This window comes from Bacillus pretiosus, assembly GCF_052947655.1.
Window position 1 is genome coordinate 4,501,985 of record NZ_CM129593.1, and the last position, 19,315, is coordinate 4,521,299.

The 19,315-nt window shown below is 35.5% G+C and carries 25 protein-coding genes and 2 pseudogenes; 12 read left to right on the forward strand and 15 right to left on the reverse strand.

Annotation, left to right across the window (positions count from 1 at the left end; all coding sequences use genetic code 11):
- Nucleotides 1-36: 36 nt before the first annotated feature.
- Both ACU8YW_RS23195 and acsA read right to left on the reverse strand, forming a co-directional pair.
- Nucleotides 37-594, reverse strand: coding sequence for a maltose acetyltransferase domain-containing protein (locus ACU8YW_RS23195; protein ID WP_000845594.1), 558 nt, complete (start codon nt 592-594; stop codon nt 37-39).
- Nucleotides 595-678: 84 nt separating this feature from the next.
- Nucleotides 679-2,397 (reverse strand): acetate--CoA ligase, encoded by a 1,719-nt coding sequence (gene acsA / locus ACU8YW_RS23200; protein ID WP_046956190.1) that lies wholly within the window; start codon nt 2,395-2,397, stop codon nt 679-681.
- Nucleotides 2,398-2,573: 176 nt separating this feature from the next.
- Here acsA and acuA point away from each other — a divergent pair, with 176 nt between their 5' ends.
- The 5 genes from acuA to ACU8YW_RS23225 all read left to right on the forward strand — a co-directional run bounded on the left by acuA (nt 2,574) and on the right by ACU8YW_RS23225 (nt 6,600).
- Entirely contained in the window at nt 2,574-3,206 is a 633-nt protein-coding gene (gene acuA, locus ACU8YW_RS23205; RefSeq protein ID WP_063222474.1) for an acetoin utilization protein acetyltransferase AcuA, read from the forward strand.
- A 17-nt stretch (nt 3,207-3,223) separates the two neighbouring features.
- On the forward strand, nt 3,224-3,868 hold the full coding sequence (locus ACU8YW_RS23210; RefSeq protein ID WP_000634566.1) for an acetoin utilization AcuB family protein: 645 nt from the start codon (nt 3,224-3,226) through the stop codon (nt 3,866-3,868).
- Nucleotides 3,865-5,031: an acetoin utilization protein AcuC gene (acuC, locus tag ACU8YW_RS23215; protein ID WP_000092828.1), complete on the forward strand. Its 1,167-nt coding sequence runs from the start codon at nt 3,865-3,867 to the stop codon at nt 5,029-5,031. Before ACU8YW_RS23210 ends, acuC begins: the two co-directional genes overlap by 4 nt.
- 214 nt (nt 5,032-5,245) lie before the next feature.
- Entirely contained in the window at nt 5,246-6,118 is an 873-nt protein-coding gene (locus ACU8YW_RS23220) for an alpha/beta fold hydrolase (RefSeq protein ID WP_106382712.1), read from the forward strand.
- Nucleotides 6,119-6,186: 68 nt separating this feature from the next.
- Nucleotides 6,187-6,600, forward strand: a complete 414-nt coding sequence (locus tag ACU8YW_RS23225) for a VOC family protein (RefSeq protein WP_000660174.1) — start codon at nt 6,187-6,189, stop codon at nt 6,598-6,600.
- 106 nt (nt 6,601-6,706) lie between these two features.
- On the opposite strand, the gene ACU8YW_RS23230 is transcribed toward ACU8YW_RS23225, so the two are convergent.
- The 3 genes from ACU8YW_RS23230 to ACU8YW_RS23240 form a co-directional block, all read right to left on the reverse strand.
- Nucleotides 6,707-6,976: a hypothetical protein gene (locus ACU8YW_RS23230; RefSeq protein ID WP_426934095.1), complete on the reverse strand. Its 270-nt coding sequence runs from the start codon at nt 6,974-6,976 to the stop codon at nt 6,707-6,709.
- Nucleotides 6,977-7,099: 123 nt separating this feature from the next.
- On the reverse strand, nt 7,100-7,789 hold the full coding sequence (locus ACU8YW_RS23235) for a response regulator transcription factor (RefSeq protein ID WP_088064579.1): 690 nt from the start codon (nt 7,787-7,789) through the stop codon (nt 7,100-7,102).
- Between the two features lies 1 nt (nt 7,790).
- Complete coding sequence (locus ACU8YW_RS23240; protein ID WP_426934096.1) at nt 7,791-9,245, reverse strand: sensor histidine kinase; 1,455 nt, start codon at nt 9,243-9,245, stop codon at nt 7,791-7,793.
- 149 nt (nt 9,246-9,394) lie between these two features.
- On the opposite strand from ACU8YW_RS23240, the gene ACU8YW_RS23245 reads away from it, so the two are divergent.
- The 3 genes from ACU8YW_RS23245 (at nt 9,395) to mscL (ending at nt 11,146) form a co-directional block, all read left to right on the forward strand.
- Nucleotides 9,395-9,610, forward strand: coding sequence for a hypothetical protein (locus ACU8YW_RS23245; protein WP_426934097.1), 216 nt, complete (start codon nt 9,395-9,397; stop codon nt 9,608-9,610).
- A 79-nt stretch (nt 9,611-9,689) separates the two neighbouring features.
- Complete coding sequence (locus tag ACU8YW_RS23250; RefSeq protein ID WP_106101571.1) at nt 9,690-10,616, forward strand: Gfo/Idh/MocA family protein; 927 nt, start codon at nt 9,690-9,692, stop codon at nt 10,614-10,616.
- A gap of 128 nt (nt 10,617-10,744) precedes the next feature.
- Nucleotides 10,745-11,146 (forward strand): large conductance mechanosensitive channel protein MscL, encoded by a 402-nt coding sequence (gene mscL, locus ACU8YW_RS23255; protein WP_000267007.1) that lies wholly within the window; start codon nt 10,745-10,747, stop codon nt 11,144-11,146.
- A 48-nt stretch (nt 11,147-11,194) separates the two neighbouring features.
- On the opposite strand, the gene ACU8YW_RS23260 is transcribed toward mscL, so the two are convergent.
- Nucleotides 11,195-11,467 (reverse strand): DUF3917 domain-containing protein, encoded by a 273-nt coding sequence (locus ACU8YW_RS23260; RefSeq protein ID WP_000636592.1) that lies wholly within the window; start codon nt 11,465-11,467, stop codon nt 11,195-11,197.
- 148 nt (nt 11,468-11,615) lie between these two features.
- On the opposite strand from ACU8YW_RS23260, the pseudogene dhp61 reads away from it, so the two are divergent.
- The 3 genes and pseudogenes from dhp61 (at nt 11,616) to ACU8YW_RS23275 (ending at nt 12,594) form a co-directional block, all read left to right on the forward strand.
- Nucleotides 11,616-11,914, forward strand: a pseudogene (dhp61, locus tag ACU8YW_RS23265) (protein Dhp61).
- A gap of 79 nt (nt 11,915-11,993) precedes the next feature.
- Nucleotides 11,994-12,230, forward strand: a complete 237-nt coding sequence (locus ACU8YW_RS23270; RefSeq protein WP_088064585.1) for a DUF3949 domain-containing protein — start codon at nt 11,994-11,996, stop codon at nt 12,228-12,230.
- 1 nt (nt 12,231) lies between these two features.
- Nucleotides 12,232-12,594: a DUF4288 domain-containing protein gene (locus tag ACU8YW_RS23275; RefSeq protein WP_137012498.1), complete on the forward strand. Its 363-nt coding sequence runs from the start codon at nt 12,232-12,234 to the stop codon at nt 12,592-12,594.
- 34 nt (nt 12,595-12,628) lie between these two features.
- Here the strand turns inward: ACU8YW_RS23275 and ccpA are convergent, their stop codons facing one another.
- From ccpA to ACU8YW_RS23305, 6 genes and pseudogenes are all read right to left on the reverse strand, one after another.
- Nucleotides 12,629-13,627, reverse strand: a complete 999-nt coding sequence (gene ccpA, locus ACU8YW_RS23280) for a catabolite control protein A (RefSeq protein WP_001103309.1) — start codon at nt 13,625-13,627, stop codon at nt 12,629-12,631.
- 391 nt (nt 13,628-14,018) lie between these two features.
- A pseudogene (locus tag ACU8YW_RS23285) lies at nt 14,019-14,117 on the reverse strand (hypothetical protein); the annotation flags it as partial.
- A 256-nt stretch (nt 14,118-14,373) separates the two neighbouring features.
- Entirely contained in the window at nt 14,374-14,856 is a 483-nt protein-coding gene (locus ACU8YW_RS23290) for a DUF2247 family protein (RefSeq protein WP_446894008.1), read from the reverse strand.
- 93 nt (nt 14,857-14,949) lie between these two features.
- Nucleotides 14,950-15,966, reverse strand: coding sequence for a CamS family sex pheromone protein (locus tag ACU8YW_RS23295; protein WP_446894009.1), 1,017 nt, complete (start codon nt 15,964-15,966; stop codon nt 14,950-14,952).
- 117 nt (nt 15,967-16,083) lie between these two features.
- Nucleotides 16,084-16,410 (reverse strand): bacillithiol system redox-active protein YtxJ, encoded by a 327-nt coding sequence (gene ytxJ / locus ACU8YW_RS23300; RefSeq protein WP_046956174.1) that lies wholly within the window; start codon nt 16,408-16,410, stop codon nt 16,084-16,086.
- On the reverse strand, nt 16,410-16,922 hold the full coding sequence (locus tag ACU8YW_RS23305; RefSeq protein WP_001197725.1) for a DUF948 domain-containing protein: 513 nt from the start codon (nt 16,920-16,922) through the stop codon (nt 16,410-16,412). Before ACU8YW_RS23305 ends, ytxJ begins: the two co-directional genes overlap by 1 nt.
- 187 nt (nt 16,923-17,109) lie before the next feature.
- Between ACU8YW_RS23305 and ACU8YW_RS23310 the strand changes: the two genes are divergently transcribed.
- Nucleotides 17,110-18,225, forward strand: a complete 1,116-nt coding sequence (locus ACU8YW_RS23310; RefSeq protein ID WP_046956172.1) for an aminopeptidase — start codon at nt 17,110-17,112, stop codon at nt 18,223-18,225.
- A gap of 39 nt (nt 18,226-18,264) precedes the next feature.
- Here ACU8YW_RS23310 and ACU8YW_RS23315 read toward each other — a convergent pair whose 3' ends face one another.
- From ACU8YW_RS23315 to ACU8YW_RS23325, 3 genes are read right to left on the reverse strand one after another with little or no spacing between them, the layout of a single operon-like run.
- Nucleotides 18,265-18,699, reverse strand: a complete 435-nt coding sequence (locus tag ACU8YW_RS23315) for a hypothetical protein (protein WP_149237462.1) — start codon at nt 18,697-18,699, stop codon at nt 18,265-18,267.
- A gap of 15 nt (nt 18,700-18,714) precedes the next feature.
- Entirely contained in the window at nt 18,715-18,897 is a 183-nt protein-coding gene (locus ACU8YW_RS23320) for a hypothetical protein (RefSeq protein ID WP_088123539.1), read from the reverse strand.
- A complete protein-coding gene (locus ACU8YW_RS23325) occupies nt 18,894-19,298 on the reverse strand; it encodes a PH domain-containing protein (protein WP_087985432.1) in 405 nt (134 codons plus the stop codon). The genes ACU8YW_RS23320 and ACU8YW_RS23325 overlap by 4 nt, the downstream gene beginning before the upstream one ends.
- Nucleotides 19,299-19,315: the final 17 nt, after the last annotated feature.

Sequence of the window (19,315 nt, forward strand, 5' to 3'; positions counted from 1 at the left end):
AATGTATACAGACGAGGAAGGCACTTCGTTCAAATATTATTTTATTTTTTTAATAATCTTCGCAGGATTTCCGCCAACTACTACATTGTCCGGCACATCTTTCGTTACAACAGCGCCAGATGCAATCACCGCATTATCTCCAATTGTTACACCAGGATTAATAATCGCTCTTCCGCCAATCCATACGTTATCACCAATTGTAACTGGTTTTCCGTATTCTGATCCGCTTATGCGCTCTACTGGATCAAGCGGGTGTGTTGCTGTATAAATGTGAACTCCTGGAGCTAACATACAGTTCACTCCGATTGTCACCGGGCATACGTCTAAAATGGTACAGTCAAAGTTCGCGTAAAAATTTTCGCCAACGTGAATGTTATAGCCATAATCACATCTAAAAGAAGATTCAAGATGAATGTTATCTCCAGTCGTTCCGAATAGTTCTTTTACGATTTCGCTACGCTCTTTTAATTGTACTTCTGGCGTTTCATTTAATTTTCTCGTTAATATACGAGCTTGCTCCCTCTCTTGAACTAAAACTGGATCAGCTGGTATGTACATTTCTCCTAGTATCATCTTTTCTTTTTCTGTTTTCATTTTATTACCCCTTTAACTTATATATATAAGTTTATAATAACATAAAAAAAGGTCTGAACGTTATTTCGTTCAGACCTTCCTCTCTTAATCTTCCATCGTTGATAAGTCACCTGTTGGTAAGTTTAATTCCCACGCTTTTAATACGCGGCGCATAATTTTACCACTTCTCGTTTTCGGTAATTTATCTCTAAATTCAATTTGTCTTGGCGCTGCATGAGCTGCTAGGCCTTTCTTTACAAATTGACGAATCTCTTCTTTTAATTCATCAGATGGTTCGTATCCTGCTCGAAGCGCGATAAATGCTTTAATGATTTCTCCGCGCACTGGATCAGGAATACCAATTACACCAGCCTCTGCAACAGCAGCATGCTCGATTAATTTGCTTTCTACTTCAAACGGACCAACTCGCTCACCTGACGTCATAATTACATCATCAATACGCCCTTGGAACCAGAAGTATCCATCTTCATCCATATAAGCAGAGTCACCTGATACGTACCAATCTCCCGGCATAAAGTAAGATTCATACTTTTGCTGGTTATTCCAGATTCCACGCATCATCGCTGGCCAACCTTTACCAATTGCTAAGTTACCCATTGTGTATGGAGGAACTTCATTTCCTTCATTATCAACAATCGCTGCTTTCACACCTGGAATTGGTTTACCCATTGAACCTGGACGGATTTCCATACAAGGGTAGTTACAAATAACTTGCCCACCTGTTTCTGTCATCCACCACGTATCATGAATACGAAGTCCAAATGCGTTCATACCCCAGCGAATTACTTCTGGATTTAACGGTTCACCAACGCTTAATACGTGACGAACTTGTGATAAATCATATTTTTTAATTGCGTCTTGTCCAGCTCCCATTAACATACGGAATGCTGTTGGTGCACTATACCAAACTGTTACACCGTAATCTTGCAGTGCTTCATACCACGCTTCTGGGCTAAAGCGTCCACCTAAAATAACATTGGATGCTCCAACTAACCACGGTGCGAAAATACCGTAAGCCGTTCCAGTTACCCAGCCTGGGTCAGCTGTACACCAATATACATCATCTTCTTTTAAATCTAATACCCATTTCGCCGTTTGATAGTGCTGAACCATTGCGTTCTGCGCATGAAGAACACCTTTTGGTTTACCAGTAGAACCAGATGTGTAATGTAGAATCAAACCGTCTTCACGGCCTAACCATTCGATATGTAATTCTTTTGAAGCTTGTTCAAATAAAGGATTAAACGCTACCGTTTTACCGCCTTCTTCTACATTATCTCCAACAAGGAAGACTGTTTTTAAAGCAGGTAAATCATTTAATGGTACGCGCTCTAACAATTCAGGAGTTGTAATTAACACCTTCGCTTCGCTATCTTCTAAACGATCGCGAACTGCGCCTTCCATAAATGCTTCAAATAGCGGACCAACGATTGCTCCTAATTTCACTGCACCTAAAAGTGCAAAATATAATTCTGGAGAACGCGGCATAAAAATAAAAACGCGATCGCCTTTTTCTACATCGCCATAATTTTTCAGGACGTTTCCTGCTTTATTAGAAAAATCCTTCATTTCCTTAAATGTATATTTCTCTTTTCGCGATCCATCTTGATAATAAAGGGCTACTTTATTTTTACGATCGGATTTCGCATGCTTATCAATTGCCTCATACGCCATATTTACTCGGCCTGTTTCATTCCAAGTAAAGTTTTTATTAACCTCTTCCCAGTTAAAATTCGCGTATGCCTCATCATAATTCGGCAAATTATTTTCTCCTTTAATGACAGGAAGCGTTTCTACTTTCATACTTTACATCCCCCTCCTATGTATTCTATTATCTATTATAATGATATTATTTAAAATTTTCAGTATATTTGTTGATTTTTAGACAAATTTTTAATGACAAATTTCGATTCACATCGCATATATTATAAAGTACGATATTAATAGATTCACAAACCCTCAAGGTGGTGAGTAATACATTGATTCATAAAAAAATATATAATGCTAGAAACTTAAAAACAGCGAAAGGCACTTTAATTATTGAAGGTCCTGTCTCTACACATAACTTAGAAATGTATGAATTTCATCCGGATTTAGTTGCGTTTCGTCCTGCCGAGCAGCAATATAAAGCAATTGTCGAAATTTCTAAATTACCAGAAGCTCGTCTCATTATTGCAAGACATGACCAAACGATTGTTGGATATGTTACATACTTATATCCTGATCCGCTCGAACGATGGTCAGAAGGAAAGATTGAAAACTTAATTGAACTCGGGGCAATTGAAGTTGTCCCCGCCTTCCGCGGTTGCGCTGTCGGAAAGAACTTATTAGAAGTTTCAATGATGGACGATTATATGGAAGATTACATTATATTGACGACTGAATATTATTGGCACTGGGATTTAAAACAAACAGGCTTAAATGTTTGGGAGTACCGAAAAGTAATGGAAAAGATGATGAATGCTGGTGGCTTACAATGGATGGCTACAGATGATCCTGAAATTTGTTCACATCCTGCTAACTGTTTAATGGTCCGCATCGGAAAACGCGTTGATACGGATTCTATTCAAGCATTTGATCGTCTACGTTTTCACAATCGTTTTATGTATTAATAAAGGGGGCAACTGGAATGATTGTAGAAGAAATTATGAATCAAGATGTGGTGACACTACATCCAAACGATACAATCGAAACAGCAATCCGAACGATACGCACGAAAGGCATTCGGCACATTCCAATTGTCGATCAAAATAATCATGTCGTAGGCATTATTTCTGATCGGGATGTAAGAGATGCAAGTCCGTCTATTTTAGATGAACAAGTTTCACTCGATATGCTGAAGCAACCACTTGAACTTATTATGAAACATCCTGTAATGACTTGCCATCCTCTCGATTTCGTTGAAGAAATTGCTACTTTATTTTTTGAAAATAAAATTGGCTGTCTCCCTGTTACAAAGGCTGGCAAGCTAGTTGGAATCATTTCTGAATCTACTGTACTGCACACGTTAGTGAAATTAACAGGAGCACATCAACCAAGTTCACAAATTGAAATTCAAGTAAAAAACGAACCTGGTATTCTTGGAAAAGTCGTTGCTATTTTTAGTGATTTGCAAATCAATATCGTGAGCGTTCTCGTCTATCCAGCAAAAGATGAGAATGATAAAGTACTCGTTTTCCGCATTCAAACGATGAATCCGCTAAAAGTGATTGATGCACTTGAAGCAGAAGGCTACCGCGTATTATGGCCGAACATCATGGGGATGCAAGCATGAGTAGCGCGTTTATTTATTCGGATGACTTTCGGGGCTATTCGTTTAGCCCTGATCATCCTTTTAACCAACTACGCGTCACACTTACGTATGATTTATTACAAAAGGGCGGTTTTATCTCTCCCTCCCAAATCATCTCACCACGGATGGCTACAGATGAAGAGATCGCCTACGTTCATACAGAGGAGTACATAAATGCGGTAAAACGTGCTGGAGAAGGTAAGTTAGAAAAATCAATTGCGATGACATATGGACTCGGAACAGAAGATACACCGATGTTTCCAAATATGCACGAAGCAAGCGCATTACTCGTTGGCGGTACGTTAACTGCTGTCGATGCTGTTCTTTCCGGAAAAGTAAAACACGCGCTTAATTTAGGCGGCGGCTTACATCACGGCTTCCGTGGTAAGGCATCTGGCTTTTGCATTTATAACGATAGTTCCATCGCAATGAAATATATACAGAAAAAATACGGTTTACGTGTTTTATATATTGATACAGATGCTCATCACGGTGATGGTGTACAGTGGTCTTTTTACGACGATCCTAACGTATGCACCATTTCACTACATGAAACTGGGCGTTATTTATTCCCTGGAACTGGTGCTGTAAATGAACGCGGACAAGGTAATGGCTATAGTTATTCTTTTAACGTTCCACTCGATGCCTTTACAGAAGACGAATCGTTTTTAAATTCATATCGCACTGTCGTAAAAGAAGTTGCCGCATACTTTAAACCGGATATTATTTTAACGCAAAACGGCGCTGACGCACATTATTACGACCCACTTACACATCTTTGCGCAACGATGAATATTTACCGTGAAATACCGAAGCTCGCTCGCGAAATCGCTAATGAATATTGCGAAGGTCGCTGGATCGCTGTCGGCGGCGGTGGCTATGACCACTGGCGCGTCGTCCCAAGAGCTTGGGCACTCATTTGGCTCGAAATGAACAACATCCAAAACATCTCAGGTTATCTCCCTCCAGAATGGATTGACGCTTGGAAAGGACAAGCTGAAACAGAACTTCCCCTCACATGGGAAGATCCAGACAACATGTATAAACCGATCCCCCGTAAACCAGAAATTGAAGAAAAGAACGCATTAACTGTAACGAAATCCCTTGAAATAATTCGGAATAATATGACAAAATCTTTGTACTAAACGAAAAGGAGGCTCGTTTTTGAATAGCCTCCTTTTATTTATAGCTTGCTATTATTGTCGGTTTCTGTCGGTAAGTCGATATATTTTGATAATCGCTGATATATTTCAAGAATCGCCGATATATCTTGAGATTCGCTGATATATTTTAATAACCGCCAATATATTTCGAAAATCGCTGATATATTTTATTTCATAATTAAGTGGTCCAACTTTTATGAGAAAAGGTCGTGATATTATGTGGACACAACAAATAATCAACACGAAACGTGGCACATTTGAAATCTTTACAAAAGGAAATGGCGAACCGCTTTGCATTACACATCACTATTCACAATTTAATGAAACTGGTGATTACTTTGCGAATGTTTTCACTGCTACGCATCGTGTATTCCTCATTAATTTACGAAACGCTGGTAACTCAGCAAAAGCCAATTCAGAAAAAGAATTAAGTATGATTGAAACAGTTCACGACTTAGAAGCAATACGAGAAGCATTGCACCTTCCAATATGGCATTTCGCCGGTCATTCAACAGGTGGTATGCTTGGACTTTTATATGCAATTACATATCCAAATTCCTTACAATCATTAGCCTTGGCCGGAGCTGCAGCAAGTAACTATACAGAAACACCATTTTGTATTTATCACCCGACACATCCACAGTTTCATTATATGCAAAAGCTCATCGAAAACTTAAAAACCCCTCACCTTACAAATGCAGAAAGAAAAGAACTATCTACTAAGAGAACAAAATTATCATTGTATAAACCCGAAAACTACAACTCTTATTTTAGTAAACCAATCCAAAAAACAATGTCCGCTAGCCGGATGAATGCTTTCGCCAATGAATATCCTTCATTTGATTTAAGAGAGCATTTACCTTCCATCCAAACAAAGACACTTATTATATGCGGAAGACATGATGTACAGTGCCCAATTCAGTATTCTATTGAGATGCATGATGGCATACGTAATTCTATCTTTGTGATATTTGAGGAGAGTAACCATTATCCTTTTTTAGAAGAATCCAGTCGGTTTACTTCTATTACTCAAGAATTTTTTGGGATTAAAAAGAAAATTAAGGACTAACAAAGGCAATAAGTCTAGGAAGAGAGAACAAGTTTATTAGTGCTGTTTTGCTAAAGGAGGAAAATAGGGTGAAAGAAAAATTATTAAGAGTTGGAACGACTTATATTCCAGTTACCAACGTAGAGCTTTCTTTAAACTGGTATGTAAATAAATTGGGAGCAGAGTTGAACTTTAAAGACGAAGACAAAGCTATTATTAACTTTGCAAATCAAAGCTTTTTTCTAGTTAAATCCCAAGATAATCAAACCTTAAATTTTTTTGATTTTCACGGTGAAGAACGCTTTTCTATAACATTCGAAGTTAACGGATTACATGTACTAGAATCAATTCATAGTGAATTTATTGAAAAGGAAATTCTAGTTGGAGAGATTGAAAACAGAGGGCATGCTGGGAAGAATTTTGTTTTTTATGATTTAGATGGTAATAAATTTGATGTTTGGAGTGAATTAAGTCCTATTTTCAAAGAAAAATACCTAATATAGAGTGATTTTTTACAATCAGACGTAAGTATTAAATAACATAGAAAGATACGAGGCTTATTCCATTAAAGCCTCGTTAATGAATATATTAACCTTCAAAAGAAATATTTCACACTAGAAACAACAAGAAGAACAAAAAAATCATTAAACCTACATCAAGTAATACTGCCTTTTTATCTCCTTCTTTTAAACTTATCATAAAACTAGAAATTATTTTAATTCCAAAAAAGACCATCATAAATAACCAACCGAAATGATCATTCGTAGAATCTCCATCATAAAACATTTGTATTACACCGATAATTAATAAGATAAGTACGATATTCTTTCCAATCTTTAAAGCCTTGTTTAATTTATTATCTTTTAATGTATCTCCCAAAATGTAGCACGCCCTCTCATGCTCTCCTATGTTTTATCTCTCTTTATATTTTAACATAAATTACCTATTATTCTCTTTTCGTTCGAATAACATAAAAAACCTACCAATTACTCGGCAGGTACATTACACGTTAAAGCGATAACCAGCTCCCCATACTGTTTCAATATATTGCGGGTGAGCAGGATCTCTTTCAATTTTTTCACGTAGCTTTCTAATGTGAACAACGACAGTGGCTAAATCGCCAGCTGAGTCTAGTCCCCAAATACGTTCAAATAACTGTTCTTTATTTAATACTTGGTTTGGATTTGTTACAAAGAATGTTAATAAATCAAATTCTTTCGTTGTAAACGCGATTTCTTCATTGTTTATAAAAATTTTTCTTGCTCGCTGATCAATAGAAATTCCGTGAATGTATAACGTATCGCGTTGCTTACTCACATTTCCTGATAATCTTTCATAACGAGAAATATGCGCCTTTACTCTTGCTACTAATTCACTCGGGCTAAACGGTTTCGTTATATAATCATCCGCTCCTAAACCGAGTCCCCGAATTTTATCTATATCTTCCTTCTTTGCTGAAACAAGTAAAATTGGAATGTCTTTTATAGCACGTATTTGTTTACAAATTTCAAAACCATTCATTTTCGGAAGCATAATATCTAAAATAATTAAATCATAGTCTTCCTGAAGAGCCATTTGTAGACCTACTTCTCCTGAATGTTCTACATCGACTTGAAAATCACTAATTTCTAAATAATCTCGCTGTAATTCTGCAATACTTATTTCATCTTCTACTAGTAAAATTCTCTTCATTCTACTCACCACATTCCTGTACTTTTTTCAATGAGAAGAAAATACTTGTACCTTCCCCAAGATTACTTTCCGCCCAAATTTCTCCGCCATGTTCTTCAACAATTTGCTTCGCTATCGCTAAGCCAAGTCCACTTCCACCTGTGCTAGAATTTCGCGATTGCTCTGCACGATAAAACCGCTCAAATATATACGGCAGCGTATCAGCTTCTATACCTGCCCCATTGTCCATCACTTTCACAATAACTTTATTGTTATCACTCAATACTGTTACAGTAATTTTCTTCTCTTCTTTATCCATGTATTTCACACTATTATGAATTAAATTTGATATCACTCTATTTATCTTTTCGCAATCAGCCGTTACATATAGTGGTGATGAATGTAATTGTAAGTAAACTTCTATACCTTCCTCACTTAAATCCATCTGCATCTCTTCTAATAATTCCTGCATAAACACGTTTAACTCTATCGTTTCAAACTGAAAGGGAACTCGATTCAAATCAAGCTTCGAAAACAAAAAGAGCTCATCAATAAGTGTATCCATATGTTTTGCCTTCGTATGAATGGTCGTTAAATACTTATCCATTTTCTCTGGCGTATTTGCGACTCCATCTTTTATGCCTTCTACATATCCGATAATAGATGTGATCGGTGTTTTTAAATCATGAGATATATTGGAAATGAGCTCTTTTCGATTTTCTTCATACTGCGTTTGCATCTCTATCGACTCTTTTAATTTCTTTCTCATTTCCTCAAAACCTTGATTTAATTGCCCGATTTCATCATGGGATGTAACTGGAATTTGAAAATCTAAATTCCCTTCTTTAATTCTCCCAGTCGCATCTTTCAACACAAAAATTGGTTTTATCACACTTCTTGAGACGAAATAACTTACTAATCCAATGAGTAATATCGCTAACAGTAAAAGTGCTACGAATAAAATTGGAAATAATTTTTGTGTAAGATCTACAAATGAACTTTGCCTTTTTAGTACAAATATACTCCCTTCTTCATCTCCGGGAAAATAAAAATCAAATTTTACATATCGATAAAATGTATCGCCTAGTTCTGTTGTACCACGACTATTAATATTTGCTGATTCAAATTTCGGAATGGCTTCTTTTAAAGATACACCTTCAAATATTTTTGTAGCATAAAAAATGGTTTCTCCCTTTCTTACAACTATTTTCACCCCTTCTTTTTCAAGTGATGAAACGAACGATTCATCTAATAGTTGTGATTGATTTTTCTTTGCCGCTAATTTCAATTCAATATACGTATTCTCTTCTTCTGGCGTAAGCGGCTTTTGAATATAGGAACTTTTATAGAAATTTTTCACTGATTCCAAGTCTCCTGTTATAGAAAAAACAATTAAAAATCCCGCGACTAATATGAGCGTGATGGAAACGAGAATAACAGCGATATAAGAGAATAAAAATCTTGTTTTAATAGACATATGTTACATCCTCACTTTAACAAACCATGTTATTCATAAGCATAAAAATATATGTTCAAATACTCAAGCGATTTTATAGTAATTTTAGCGTCAGTTTATAAAAATTTAATGTTCTTCTTTTACAGTTGAAATGAGGAGGTTGAAATTCCATGTTCAAAAAAACATTAAGCATGTTATGTTGCGTAATTTTTTTACAAGGTTGCTCACAAGAACAAGAAGTTAAAAAGGAGATGACAAGCATGGAGACAGCGCTACACGGTGCAGATGTAAATATTCCAGACAACGATGGTGTTACCCCGTTAGAGCATGCTCGCGCTCATAACTTTGAAGAGATAGAGAAGATTTTGTTAGAAGGGAATAAGTAAAAAGCTATTTTTTGCCTTCCTCCCTCACCCTATGCTACATTTAGCCTGTTACATCAATATTAATAGGGTGGGAATAAACATGAATAAACCTAAAATTGGGATGATTGGACTTGGAAGTATTGCGCAAAAGGCCTATCTTCCAACACTTACAAAAGAAACAGATTGGAATTTTGTAGGGGCGTTTACACCTAACGCGGAGAAAAGGAAACAAGTTTGCCAACAATACCGCATTCAAGACTTTCATTCTATTGAAACGTTAGCTTCAGAATGTGATGCAATCTTCGTCCATAGTTCAACTGCTACACATTATGAAATCGTTTCTGAACTTCTGAAAAAAGGAATTGACGTTTATGTTGATAAGCCGCTAGCAGCTACAGTGGAACAAGCTGAGCAACTAGTCGAGTTGAGCGAAAAGCATAACAGAAAGTTAATGGTCGGATTTAATCGCCGATTCGTTCCTATGTATGTTGCTGCAAAAGAGCAAGCTCATAATATTTCATGGGTTCGAATTGAAAAACACCGCACAAATAAAGTGGGGCCATATACGTACGACTTTACTATGTTAGATGATTACTTACATATTGTAGATACTGCTCGCTGGTTAGCTAATGATGATCTTAACGTCGTTCATAATATGATGCAAATAAATGAAAAGAATGAACTTCTTTACGGACATCACACATATACAACGCTAAGTGGACTGTTACTTTCTACCGCAATGCATCGCCACGCCGGTACAAATTTAGAACAAATTGAACTTGTAACGACAGGTAAAATCATTCGCGTAAAAAATATGAACACATTTGAAGTTGAGCAGGAAAATGCAGTTTCTCAGATTGGTTCACCATCATGGGATACGACGTTAAAACAACGTGGTTTTGAAGATGCTGTTCATCATTTTATTGAATGTGTACAAGGAGATACAAAGCCTGTTGTAGATGGATTAGAAGGATTAAAAACGCAGCAGCTGCTGCAATCTTTACTGGAGAATGTAAACAAAAATTAAAACGGATACATTTTTCAGAATTTACTTTCATTCCCATTTCCCCTTTATTTCTCTCACAAATTTCTATAGAATATGTTGATAGGAATTATAAATTTCATATTGAATCGTGGAAAGGATGGGATTAACACATGTGGAACGAGTTTAAAAAATTCGCATTCAAAGGGAATGTAATCGATTTAGCTGTCGGGGTTGTAATCGGTGCTGCATTTGGTAAAATCGTTAGTTCTTTAGTAAAAGATATTATCACACCATTACTTGGTATGGTATTAGGTGGCGTTAACTTTACAGATTTACATTTTGGATATGGTAAATCTGCTGTTATGTATGGTAACTTCATCCAAACTATTTTTGATTTCTTAATTATTGCAGCTTCTATCTTTATGTTCGTTAAAGTGTTCAACAAACTAACATCTAAAAGAGAAGAAGAAGAAAAGACAGAAGAAATTCCAGAACCAACAAAAGAAGAAGTTCTTCTTAGCGAAATTCGCGACTTATTAAAACAACAAAATTCTTCTAAAGATAGAGCATAATTGAACGGATAAAAAGGCATGCCCCTCGGGACATGCCTTTTCTATATTCTATAACGTTTCCGAATTCATATGAATAAATAAAATAATACCTGCAACCATAAGTACCATAATACTACCTGCAAATAGTGTAATACCCATGAACATTAAACTTGTGCTCATGTCCACTGATACACTTTCAATAAAAATAGAAATTACATACGTGATAAGGGCAATTCCTGCAAGAATACTTCCTGGAACAAATCGCTTTAAGCCATTTTGTTTTAACGTCATATATGCAAAAATAGCAGTCATACAAAGCGTAATTATCCAAAGAACGATCATCTCTTCTCCCCCCTCACAAGCCTTTTCTTTCTATTATACATGACATTGCCCTATAATAGTTAAATTTGCACTTATGTGACATATAACAAGGAACAATACCATTTTGTAGCGAAGTCACCAATAGGCCATATACTCGGGAGGATTTCAATTGGAAGATGATATTGTAGGATATTTTAAACAGGTAGAGCGATTCGATTATATTACAATCGACTTAGACAAAAAGTTTTTTTATGTCTAAGTTGTACAATTAGAAACAAATATAACTTTACTAAAATTATCACTTAACTTAGACAAAGATGAAATTATTATTGCTGGCAATGTAAAACAATATAATCCTTCTAGGTTAGAACAATTAATACAAAGTTTTAAACGCACTGCACACAAACATGCCTGGAACATAATTTACGAAGTCCTGAAGAACTTTTTGCATTTTGGAAAGAAAATTGACCACCAAAAAAATGGATATTTTTTATATAAATCGATATAATTACCATATATAAATATTCTTTACAAGGGAGTGTTCATAATGATTTGGATTTCACTAATCGTATTAGCCTATTTCATCATTCTCGTCCCAATACAGTATAACTATATTAAGATATTAAAGAAAAAACAGAAAAAAATGAACGTGTCACAAAACGAACTATATGACAACATGTCTTATGAAGAATCCCAAATACACTATCATTATCAAAGCAACGTATTTACAATACCTGCTTCGCTTGTCGCAAGTATTATTTATAAGGTGAAACATGCAGCATAATATGTACGCTGTAAAATTATTATTTGAATCTGTTCATTCTGGTGAGCCTCATCCTACGAAAGTGGATGAGCATTATGAAGAAAATCACGATAAACTTTTTGAAGAAAGTATTATCCTCGTTAAAGCAAACGACCTAGAGGAAGCTCACGAATTAGGCAAAAAAATAGCTATACACTCTGAAGAATCGTACGATAATGTGTACGGTGAACAAGTCACATGGAAGTTTCGAAAAGTGCTACATGTATTTGAATTAAATGATACTTCATTTGAAACAGGAACAGAGTTGTACGCAAGATTTTTACACGTTAAAAAAAATGAAACGGTAGATACAATAGTTAAAACATACTACCCTGAATACGAATAAAAGCTCACAGCAATTGCTGTGAGCTTTTTTATACTTATTTCGTTGAATCTCTAAATTGGATACGGTGAGGTAAGATAACAGTGTGATCTTCCACTTTTTCTTTGTTCATATACTTTGTTAATAGACGCATTGCTACTGCACCGATATCATACATTGGTTGTACAACTGTTGAAAGTTGCGGACGAACCATTAATGCAAGGCGTGTATTATCGAAACCAAGTACTTCTACATCAGTTGGTACGTTTAATCCAGCGTCTTGTGCTGCATGGATTACACCTAGTGCCATTTCGTCAGAAGATACGAAGATTGCTGTTGGCTTTTCATCACTGCTCCAAAGCTTTTCGAATGCTTCGATACCTGAATCATATGTGTAATCTCCATCGATTATAAGATTTTCATCATATGAAATACCTGCTTCTTCTAAAGCTTTTTTATAACCTTGTAACTTCTTCGCGCTTCCCGCTTTATTAATGAAAGGACCAGAGACGAAACCGATACGCGTATGCCCTTGCTCAATAAAGTGCTTCATTGCGTCGTAAGCTGCTTGCGTATAATCAATATTTACTGATGGCGTTTCATTTTGCTCATCAAATGACGCTGCTAATACGATTGGTACTGGAGACTTTTTGAATTCTTCAATGTGAATGTCTGTAATATCTTCACCCATGAAAACAATTCCGTCCACTTGTTTTCCAAGCATCGTATTTAATAAATGGAACTCTTTCTCTTTGTTTTGGTCAGAGTTACTTAAAATGATGTTATATTTGTACATTGTTGCGATATCTTCAATTCCACGAGCAAGTTCTGCATAAAACGTATTTGAGATATCAGGAATAATAACACCTACTGTAGTTGTCTTCTTACTTGCTAGTCCACGTGCTACCGCATTTGGGCGGTACCCTAAACGATCAATTGCTTCTAATACTTTCTTTCTTGTTGTAGGCTTTACATTTGGATTACCGTTCACTACACGAGATACGGTAGCCATTGAAACGTTTGCTTCACGCGCTACATCATAAATTGTTACGTTCATCTCATCGCACACTCCTTCTATTTTTGTTATCTATTTTTATGTATCGGTTACTTGAATGAAAAAAAGACATCAACTCTATTTGCAGATGCCACCAATCGTCCCGAGTTCTTCCTTTTACTAATGATACGATAAAAACGCAGGCTCATACAATATTTTCCCGCAAAAGTTTCGAAAAAATTCGCTTCTTTTCTCGTATTTTCGTATTTTTTATGAAAAAAAGGGCATTTTTTGTAAAAAAATAGATATCCCATGAGTACAAACTGTATATTAAGCCGTACGTTAGTAAATGAAATTTATATCGGCGATTTATATATCGACTTACCGACAGAAGCCGACAATGATATTCATTTGATGCGCGCTGGATCTGGGCTGGCAATAGAAGGTCACATCACCCTGTAGAATGCGTTATATCGACAACGACAGGTAAATATGCTTCTTTCTTTAAAATCGGCACAGCGGAAACATGAAGCGTATTACACATCGATTTTTCATTGCTTCAGAAAATTGATGTACTTGTTCATAACTTTCTACTGTGCATGGTCCCATAATAAAAAGCAGGTTTCCATCACCATTAATTTCAACAATCGTATCTTCTTGTAACTCTAAACGAGCTTGGAAAGTATGTTATAACATCTAGGTTTCAAATGGTCCATTATTATTCTCTGCGATTACATATAGCATAACTTACCTTCCCGTTTCAGAAACTAATTGTAAGTCACGATCTATTTATTGATATTTTGTATATATTAGCATTTAAATCTCGATTCCTCTAATTTTAAAAATTTTTCAAACCTATTTACTATATCTTCTTTCGTAGTTGGAACTTCTTGAGGCATATAATTAACAAAACTCACCATATCTTCTGGGTAGTGATGCTTTCCATAAAACTCTGCAATTTCATTTAATAATTCATTATCTTCTTTACATCTTTCTTTTATTTCAGATAAACAAACAAATCTTAGTTTTCTTTTCTCCTCTATTAATATTGTGCTTTCTTCATCTAATTGAGGAAAATAATTAGTTTTTATTTCTAACAACACCTTACTTAAATCTTCATTAGAGACTCCCCATGTAAGTTCACTAACAAACCCGCTTTCATCACCAATTCCCATCAATTCTACCGTATAATCAGAAATAACGTCTTTACTAAAATAATTTCCTTGGATGCCTACAAAAATAGTTTTCCAATCATACTTAATATGTTTATTTTTTAAATCTTTTAAGTTCATATGATTTCCCTCTTACTTTTTGGAATTTTATTTGGCTTACCCGTCATAAAGCCATTTCCAATAAAAAAAGACAGTTTAAACACTGTCTTTTTTTTATAAGAAGGAAACAAACGGTTTTTCGCTGTTTTTCTCTTTTATAATAATTGCCTCAATTTTACTCTCGGACTTTATCTGCAATTGTACTTTCGCATCTTTAGGTAATTTTTCTAACATACTTTGAGCAGCCAGTTGGGTAAGAGCCATTAATTCTGTTTTACCGTTATATTTAATAACAATATTCATATTTAATGTATCCATTTGATTTTTCTTATAAGAAACCTTAGCATTTACTGGGATAAAGTCTCCAGTAGAAAAACCTTTCATCGCATCAGCAAATTCAGTTATTTTTGTATTATCTTCTCCATGTGCTTGTTTAAATTCATCAGAAGGATATGAATACGCTTGTTCATCGATCGTACTCCAATTTCCAAGGTTCGTATAATTCTTTTGAACGGTAGCACTAGCAATATACGTCCCATTTTTTAAAGAACTTGTACTTTCTTGCTTAAAGATAGCAAACGTAATTGGAGACTTATTATACTTGTCATTTTTATTAATCGCTTCAATAAGTTGCTTGGCAACTTCAGTACCCTTAGACATAGCTTCTTCATTCGATACACTTGAAGACATGGCTAACCCGATCACAACGCCAGATAAACTTAATTCATTTGAATTCTGCTTCCCGAAATAGTCTTGTTCTATAATATTTGTCAAAACGGGTGCTTTTACTTTTGCGACTAGTTCATCAACTAACTTCTCCGGAATATACTGATTTAATTGTAGTACATGATTTTCTGTATCAAATTGCTCTTTTGCAATATTCATTAAACCATTTTCATACTCTGCTAAATCTAATTTAGAATTTGTTGTTATATTAGCTGTATTGATAACCTTTTGTTCTTTTAAAGGAATTACAGTTCTATAATAATCTTTAGAAACAGCAGTTCTCGGAATCATGCTTTTTTCTTTCGTATCCTTCTGTATAACTTCATCCTTCTTACTAATCGTATCATTACTACAAGCTCCTAGTAATAAACTTACGACCGCGAAGGATAATGCCATTTTCTTCATTACTTAAAACCTACTTTCAACAATCTAATTATTTAATTTGAACTAATAACAGTGTACCATTAAATATATTTCAACAAAAACAAAAAAAAGAAGCAAGCACCTTTCGCTTGCTTCTTTTTACTTAATATTCTCTTCTAAAGCGTCTTTTTTAATGTTCCAATGAGACGTATTCCATACTACCATCCCATCTTTTATGTATAACACTTGCGGAGATTCATGTTTAATGCTGTACTGTTCTGCAACACGATTCGAAACATCTCTCGCATCTTGTACGTATAAGTAATACGCTGGTACTGCTCTTTCTTCACTACAATACGCTTGAAATTCTGTATATGCACCGTGACTAATCGGGCATGTCGTACTATGTTTAAAAAGAACATAAGGCTCGTTTTTTTCTACTAATACTTCAAGTTCTTCAATTGCTTCAATTTTTGTCATATTCATCACGATTCACCTCTCATACGAAGTCTAGAGCGCTTTTCTTTCTTTTCAGCTTTTTTCTCAAGTCTTTCTAATTTACGCTCTTCTTTTTCAACCTTTTTCTCTTGTCTTGTCGCACGATAATGATTGTATACTTCAATTGCTGCGCTACTCCACTGTACAACTTGCGCTACTTTATCGGCATTATTTTCAATTTCGTCCGTAACAGAATCTGATACATTACGAAGTTTCGTATTTAAAGAATGGATTGTCGTTCCAATTCCATCTACACCCGATACTACTTTATTTAATGATTGTGACTTCTGTTGAATGTCATCAGCTAACGCATTTGTTTTATGTAATAATTGCTCCGTCTCTACGCTAATCCCTTGCATTTGCTTTTCTAAACCTTCTAACGTGCTTGCAACGTTTTCTAACGTCTTTTGAACCGATAACAACGTTCTGCATACATATACTACTAATACAGCGAAAGCAACCGCGATAATAGCCGCACTTACATATAAAAGAACTTGCATTTCATCACTTCCTTTATCTTTTTCATACTTTCTCCTATTATACAATCATTTTCCGTTTCGTTCTAATCCCTATCTTTTCATTAGAATTTTCATACTTATTCGTTAACTTTAACATAAATGATTCAACAAATTCCACTAAGTAGGTTACAATAGGAGAGGATACATAATTAGTAGGGAGGCTTTACATATGAAAGATCCACGCATTGAAAAGTTAGCATACAATTTAATTAACTACTCTATCCGCTTACAAAAAGGCGAAAAAGTATTAATTGAAAACTTTGGCTTACAAAAAGAACTTGTAACTGCACTTGTAAAAGAAGCATATGCAGCTGGTGGTTTCCCCTTCGTTTCTTTAAAAGATCATCAAGTAGATCGCTCTTTATTAATGGGTGCTACTGAAGAACATTTTGAACAAATCGCTGCATATGAAGCAAGCGTAATGAAAGATATGGACGCTTATATCGGTCTTCGCTCTGGCGATAACATTAACGAACAAGCTGACGTGCCAAGTGAAAGAATGCAAATTCACGGTCAAACAGTTGGTAAGAAAGTTCATAGAGACATCCGCGTTCCGAAAACGCGCTGGGTTGTTCTTCGCTACCCAAATGCTTCTATGGCGCAGCTTGCTAAAATGAGCACAGAAGCTTTCGAAGACTTCTACTTCGAAGTTTGTAACTTAGACTACGGTAAAATGGATAAGGCGATGGATAGCCTTGTTACATTAATGAATAAAACTGATAAAGTTCGCCTAACTGGCCCTGGAACTGACTTAACATTCTCTATTAAAGATATTCCAGCTATTAAATGCTCAGGTCATTTAAACATTCCAGACGGTGAAGTATACTCTGCACCAGTTCGCGATTCTGTTAATGGTACAGTTTCTTACAACACACCATCTCCTTACAACGGTTATACATTTGAAAATGTACAACTTAAATTTGAGAACGGTCAAATCGTTGAAGCAACTGCAAACGATACAGAGCGCATTAACAAAATCTTCGATACAGACGAAGGCGCACGCTTCGTTGGTGAGTTCGCAATTGGCGTAAACCCATACATCTTACATCCAATGGGAGACATCCTATTCGATGAAAAAATCGATGGCAGCTTCCACTTTACACCTGGACAAGCTTACGAAGATGCATGGAACGGCAACAACTCGAACATTCACTGGGATTTAGTATGCATCCAGCGCCCTGAATACGGCGGCGGCGAAATTTACTTCGACGACGTACTAATCCGTAAAGACGGACGCTTCGTTGTATCTGAACTAGAAGCTTTAAACCCAGAGAACTTAAAATAATAATAAAAACGCTCGGAATGTTCTCCGAGCGTTTTTTTATTAATAATTTAATAAATCTTTCGCCACATCTTCTGGCACTTTAAAACTCATTTTCTTATTTTTCATTTCAACTTCCACATAAGGGACATCTTTATATACTGTCATCGTACCAATTTCATGTAACTCTTTTTTATCATTACTCGACTCCGATAATTTTTTTGTATCCTCTTGGTACATTTTAAATGTTTTCCCTTGCGGAGTATCTAAAGGAGCCGACTGCATTTCCCACTTATCCATTTTCATGACTTCAAACAGCTTTTCAATTTCTTTCTTATCAGTAATTACTTTTTTATCACTTGAATCCGTAAGTAATTCAATCTCAACCTTTTGTGCCTTATCAAAGTTCATATCAGCCTTTTCCTTCTTCGCACCACACCCTATTAAAAGAACGGATGCGGTTAGCAGAAGTAAAAATAACATAAGGACTTTTTTCATTTCTAATCCTCCTAATTACATAGAGCTACTTTTTTCGTTTTTTGTTTGCTGAAAATGAAAATAATATAACAGCGCCACTGCGATAGTACCTATTAATATCGGTACATATAGAGGCAGATCCCATTTCATATATACTCTAGTGCAACCAACAAGCACAAACAAAATTTCTAAACAGAATAAAGGTTTTACATATTTCATTTCTTACCTACCATTTCTATTTTCACATTTGGGTTCTCTTTCTCGATAAGCGCCAAAAATTCATTCATATGTTGCGGCATTGCAACCATATGTACTTTGTATGCATTCGTCGTAATTTCAAGGGATTTCCCAACTTGACGAATGATTCGTATCTCTTTCAATACGATATCGTCATTTAAAATACCGTACTTTAATACACCATTCTCTACTTTATGCTTTTTAATAAATACTTCCCAAACGAGTGGTACATTTACAAGGAAACATAAACCCATTCCAATTAACGCTGACATCCACTGCTCTTTATTTGAGATAATCATGACAAGCGGATATACGAACATAAAAACTAACGTGAGACAAACGAAAATTACTACCGATTTACTTCTTTGAATCGGAATGTTCATACACGCACCTCCACCCC

Excerpts from the sequence above, each read along its gene's own strand:
- ACU8YW_RS23195 (WP_000845594.1), bottom strand. The coding sequence starts at position 594 with ATGAAAACAGAAAAAGAAAAGATGATACTAGGAGAAATGTACATACCA.
- acsA (WP_046956190.1), bottom strand. The coding sequence starts at position 2,397 with ATGAAAGTAGAAACGCTTCCTGTCATTAAAGGAGAAAATAATTTGCCG.
- ACU8YW_RS23210 (WP_000634566.1), top strand. The coding sequence starts at position 3,224 with ATGATTGTAGAAGAAATTATGAATCAAGATGTGGTGACACTACATCCA.
- acuC (WP_000092828.1), top strand. The coding sequence starts at position 3,865 with ATGAGTAGCGCGTTTATTTATTCGGATGACTTTCGGGGCTATTCGTTT.
- ACU8YW_RS23220 (WP_106382712.1), top strand. The coding sequence starts at position 5,246 with ATGAGAAAAGGTCGTGATATTATGTGGACACAACAAATAATCAACACG.
- ACU8YW_RS23235 (WP_088064579.1), bottom strand. The coding sequence starts at position 7,789 with ATGAAGAGAATTTTACTAGTAGAAGATGAAATAAGTATTGCAGAATTA.
- ACU8YW_RS23240 (WP_426934096.1), bottom strand. The coding sequence starts at position 9,245 with ATGTCTATTAAAACAAGATTTTTATTCTCTTATATCGCTGTTATTCTC.
- ACU8YW_RS23245 (WP_426934097.1), top strand. The coding sequence starts at position 9,395 with ATGTTCAAAAAAACATTAAGCATGTTATGTTGCGTAATTTTTTTACAA.
- ACU8YW_RS23250 (WP_106101571.1), top strand. The coding sequence starts at position 9,690 with ATGAATAAACCTAAAATTGGGATGATTGGACTTGGAAGTATTGCGCAA.
- mscL (WP_000267007.1), top strand. The coding sequence starts at position 10,745 with ATGTGGAACGAGTTTAAAAAATTCGCATTCAAAGGGAATGTAATCGAT.
- ACU8YW_RS23260 (WP_000636592.1), bottom strand. The coding sequence starts at position 11,467 with ATGATCGTTCTTTGGATAATTACGCTTTGTATGACTGCTATTTTTGCA.
- ACU8YW_RS23270 (WP_088064585.1), top strand. The coding sequence starts at position 11,994 with ATGATTTGGATTTCACTAATCGTATTAGCCTATTTCATCATTCTCGTC.
- ACU8YW_RS23275 (WP_137012498.1), top strand. The coding sequence starts at position 12,232 with ATGTACGCTGTAAAATTATTATTTGAATCTGTTCATTCTGGTGAGCCT.
- ccpA (WP_001103309.1), bottom strand. The coding sequence starts at position 13,627 with ATGAACGTAACAATTTATGATGTAGCGCGTGAAGCAAACGTTTCAATG.
- ACU8YW_RS23290 (WP_446894008.1), bottom strand. The coding sequence starts at position 14,856 with ATGAACTTAAAAGATTTAAAAAATAAACATATTAAGTATGATTGGAAA.
- ACU8YW_RS23295 (WP_446894009.1), bottom strand. The coding sequence starts at position 15,966 with ATGAAGAAAATGGCATTATCCTTCGCGGTCGTAAGTTTATTACTAGGA.
- ytxJ (WP_046956174.1), bottom strand. The coding sequence starts at position 16,410 with ATGAATATGACAAAAATTGAAGCAATTGAAGAACTTGAAGTATTAGTA.
- ACU8YW_RS23305 (WP_001197725.1), bottom strand. The coding sequence starts at position 16,922 with ATGCAAGTTCTTTTATATGTAAGTGCGGCTATTATCGCGGTTGCTTTC.
- ACU8YW_RS23310 (WP_046956172.1), top strand. The coding sequence starts at position 17,110 with ATGAAAGATCCACGCATTGAAAAGTTAGCATACAATTTAATTAACTAC.
- ACU8YW_RS23315 (WP_149237462.1), bottom strand. The coding sequence starts at position 18,699 with ATGAAAAAAGTCCTTATGTTATTTTTACTTCTGCTAACCGCATCCGTT.
- ACU8YW_RS23320 (WP_088123539.1), bottom strand. The coding sequence starts at position 18,897 with ATGAAATATGTAAAACCTTTATTCTGTTTAGAAATTTTGTTTGTGCTT.
- ACU8YW_RS23325 (WP_087985432.1), bottom strand. The coding sequence starts at position 19,298 with ATGAACATTCCGATTCAAAGAAGTAAATCGGTAGTAATTTTCGTTTGT.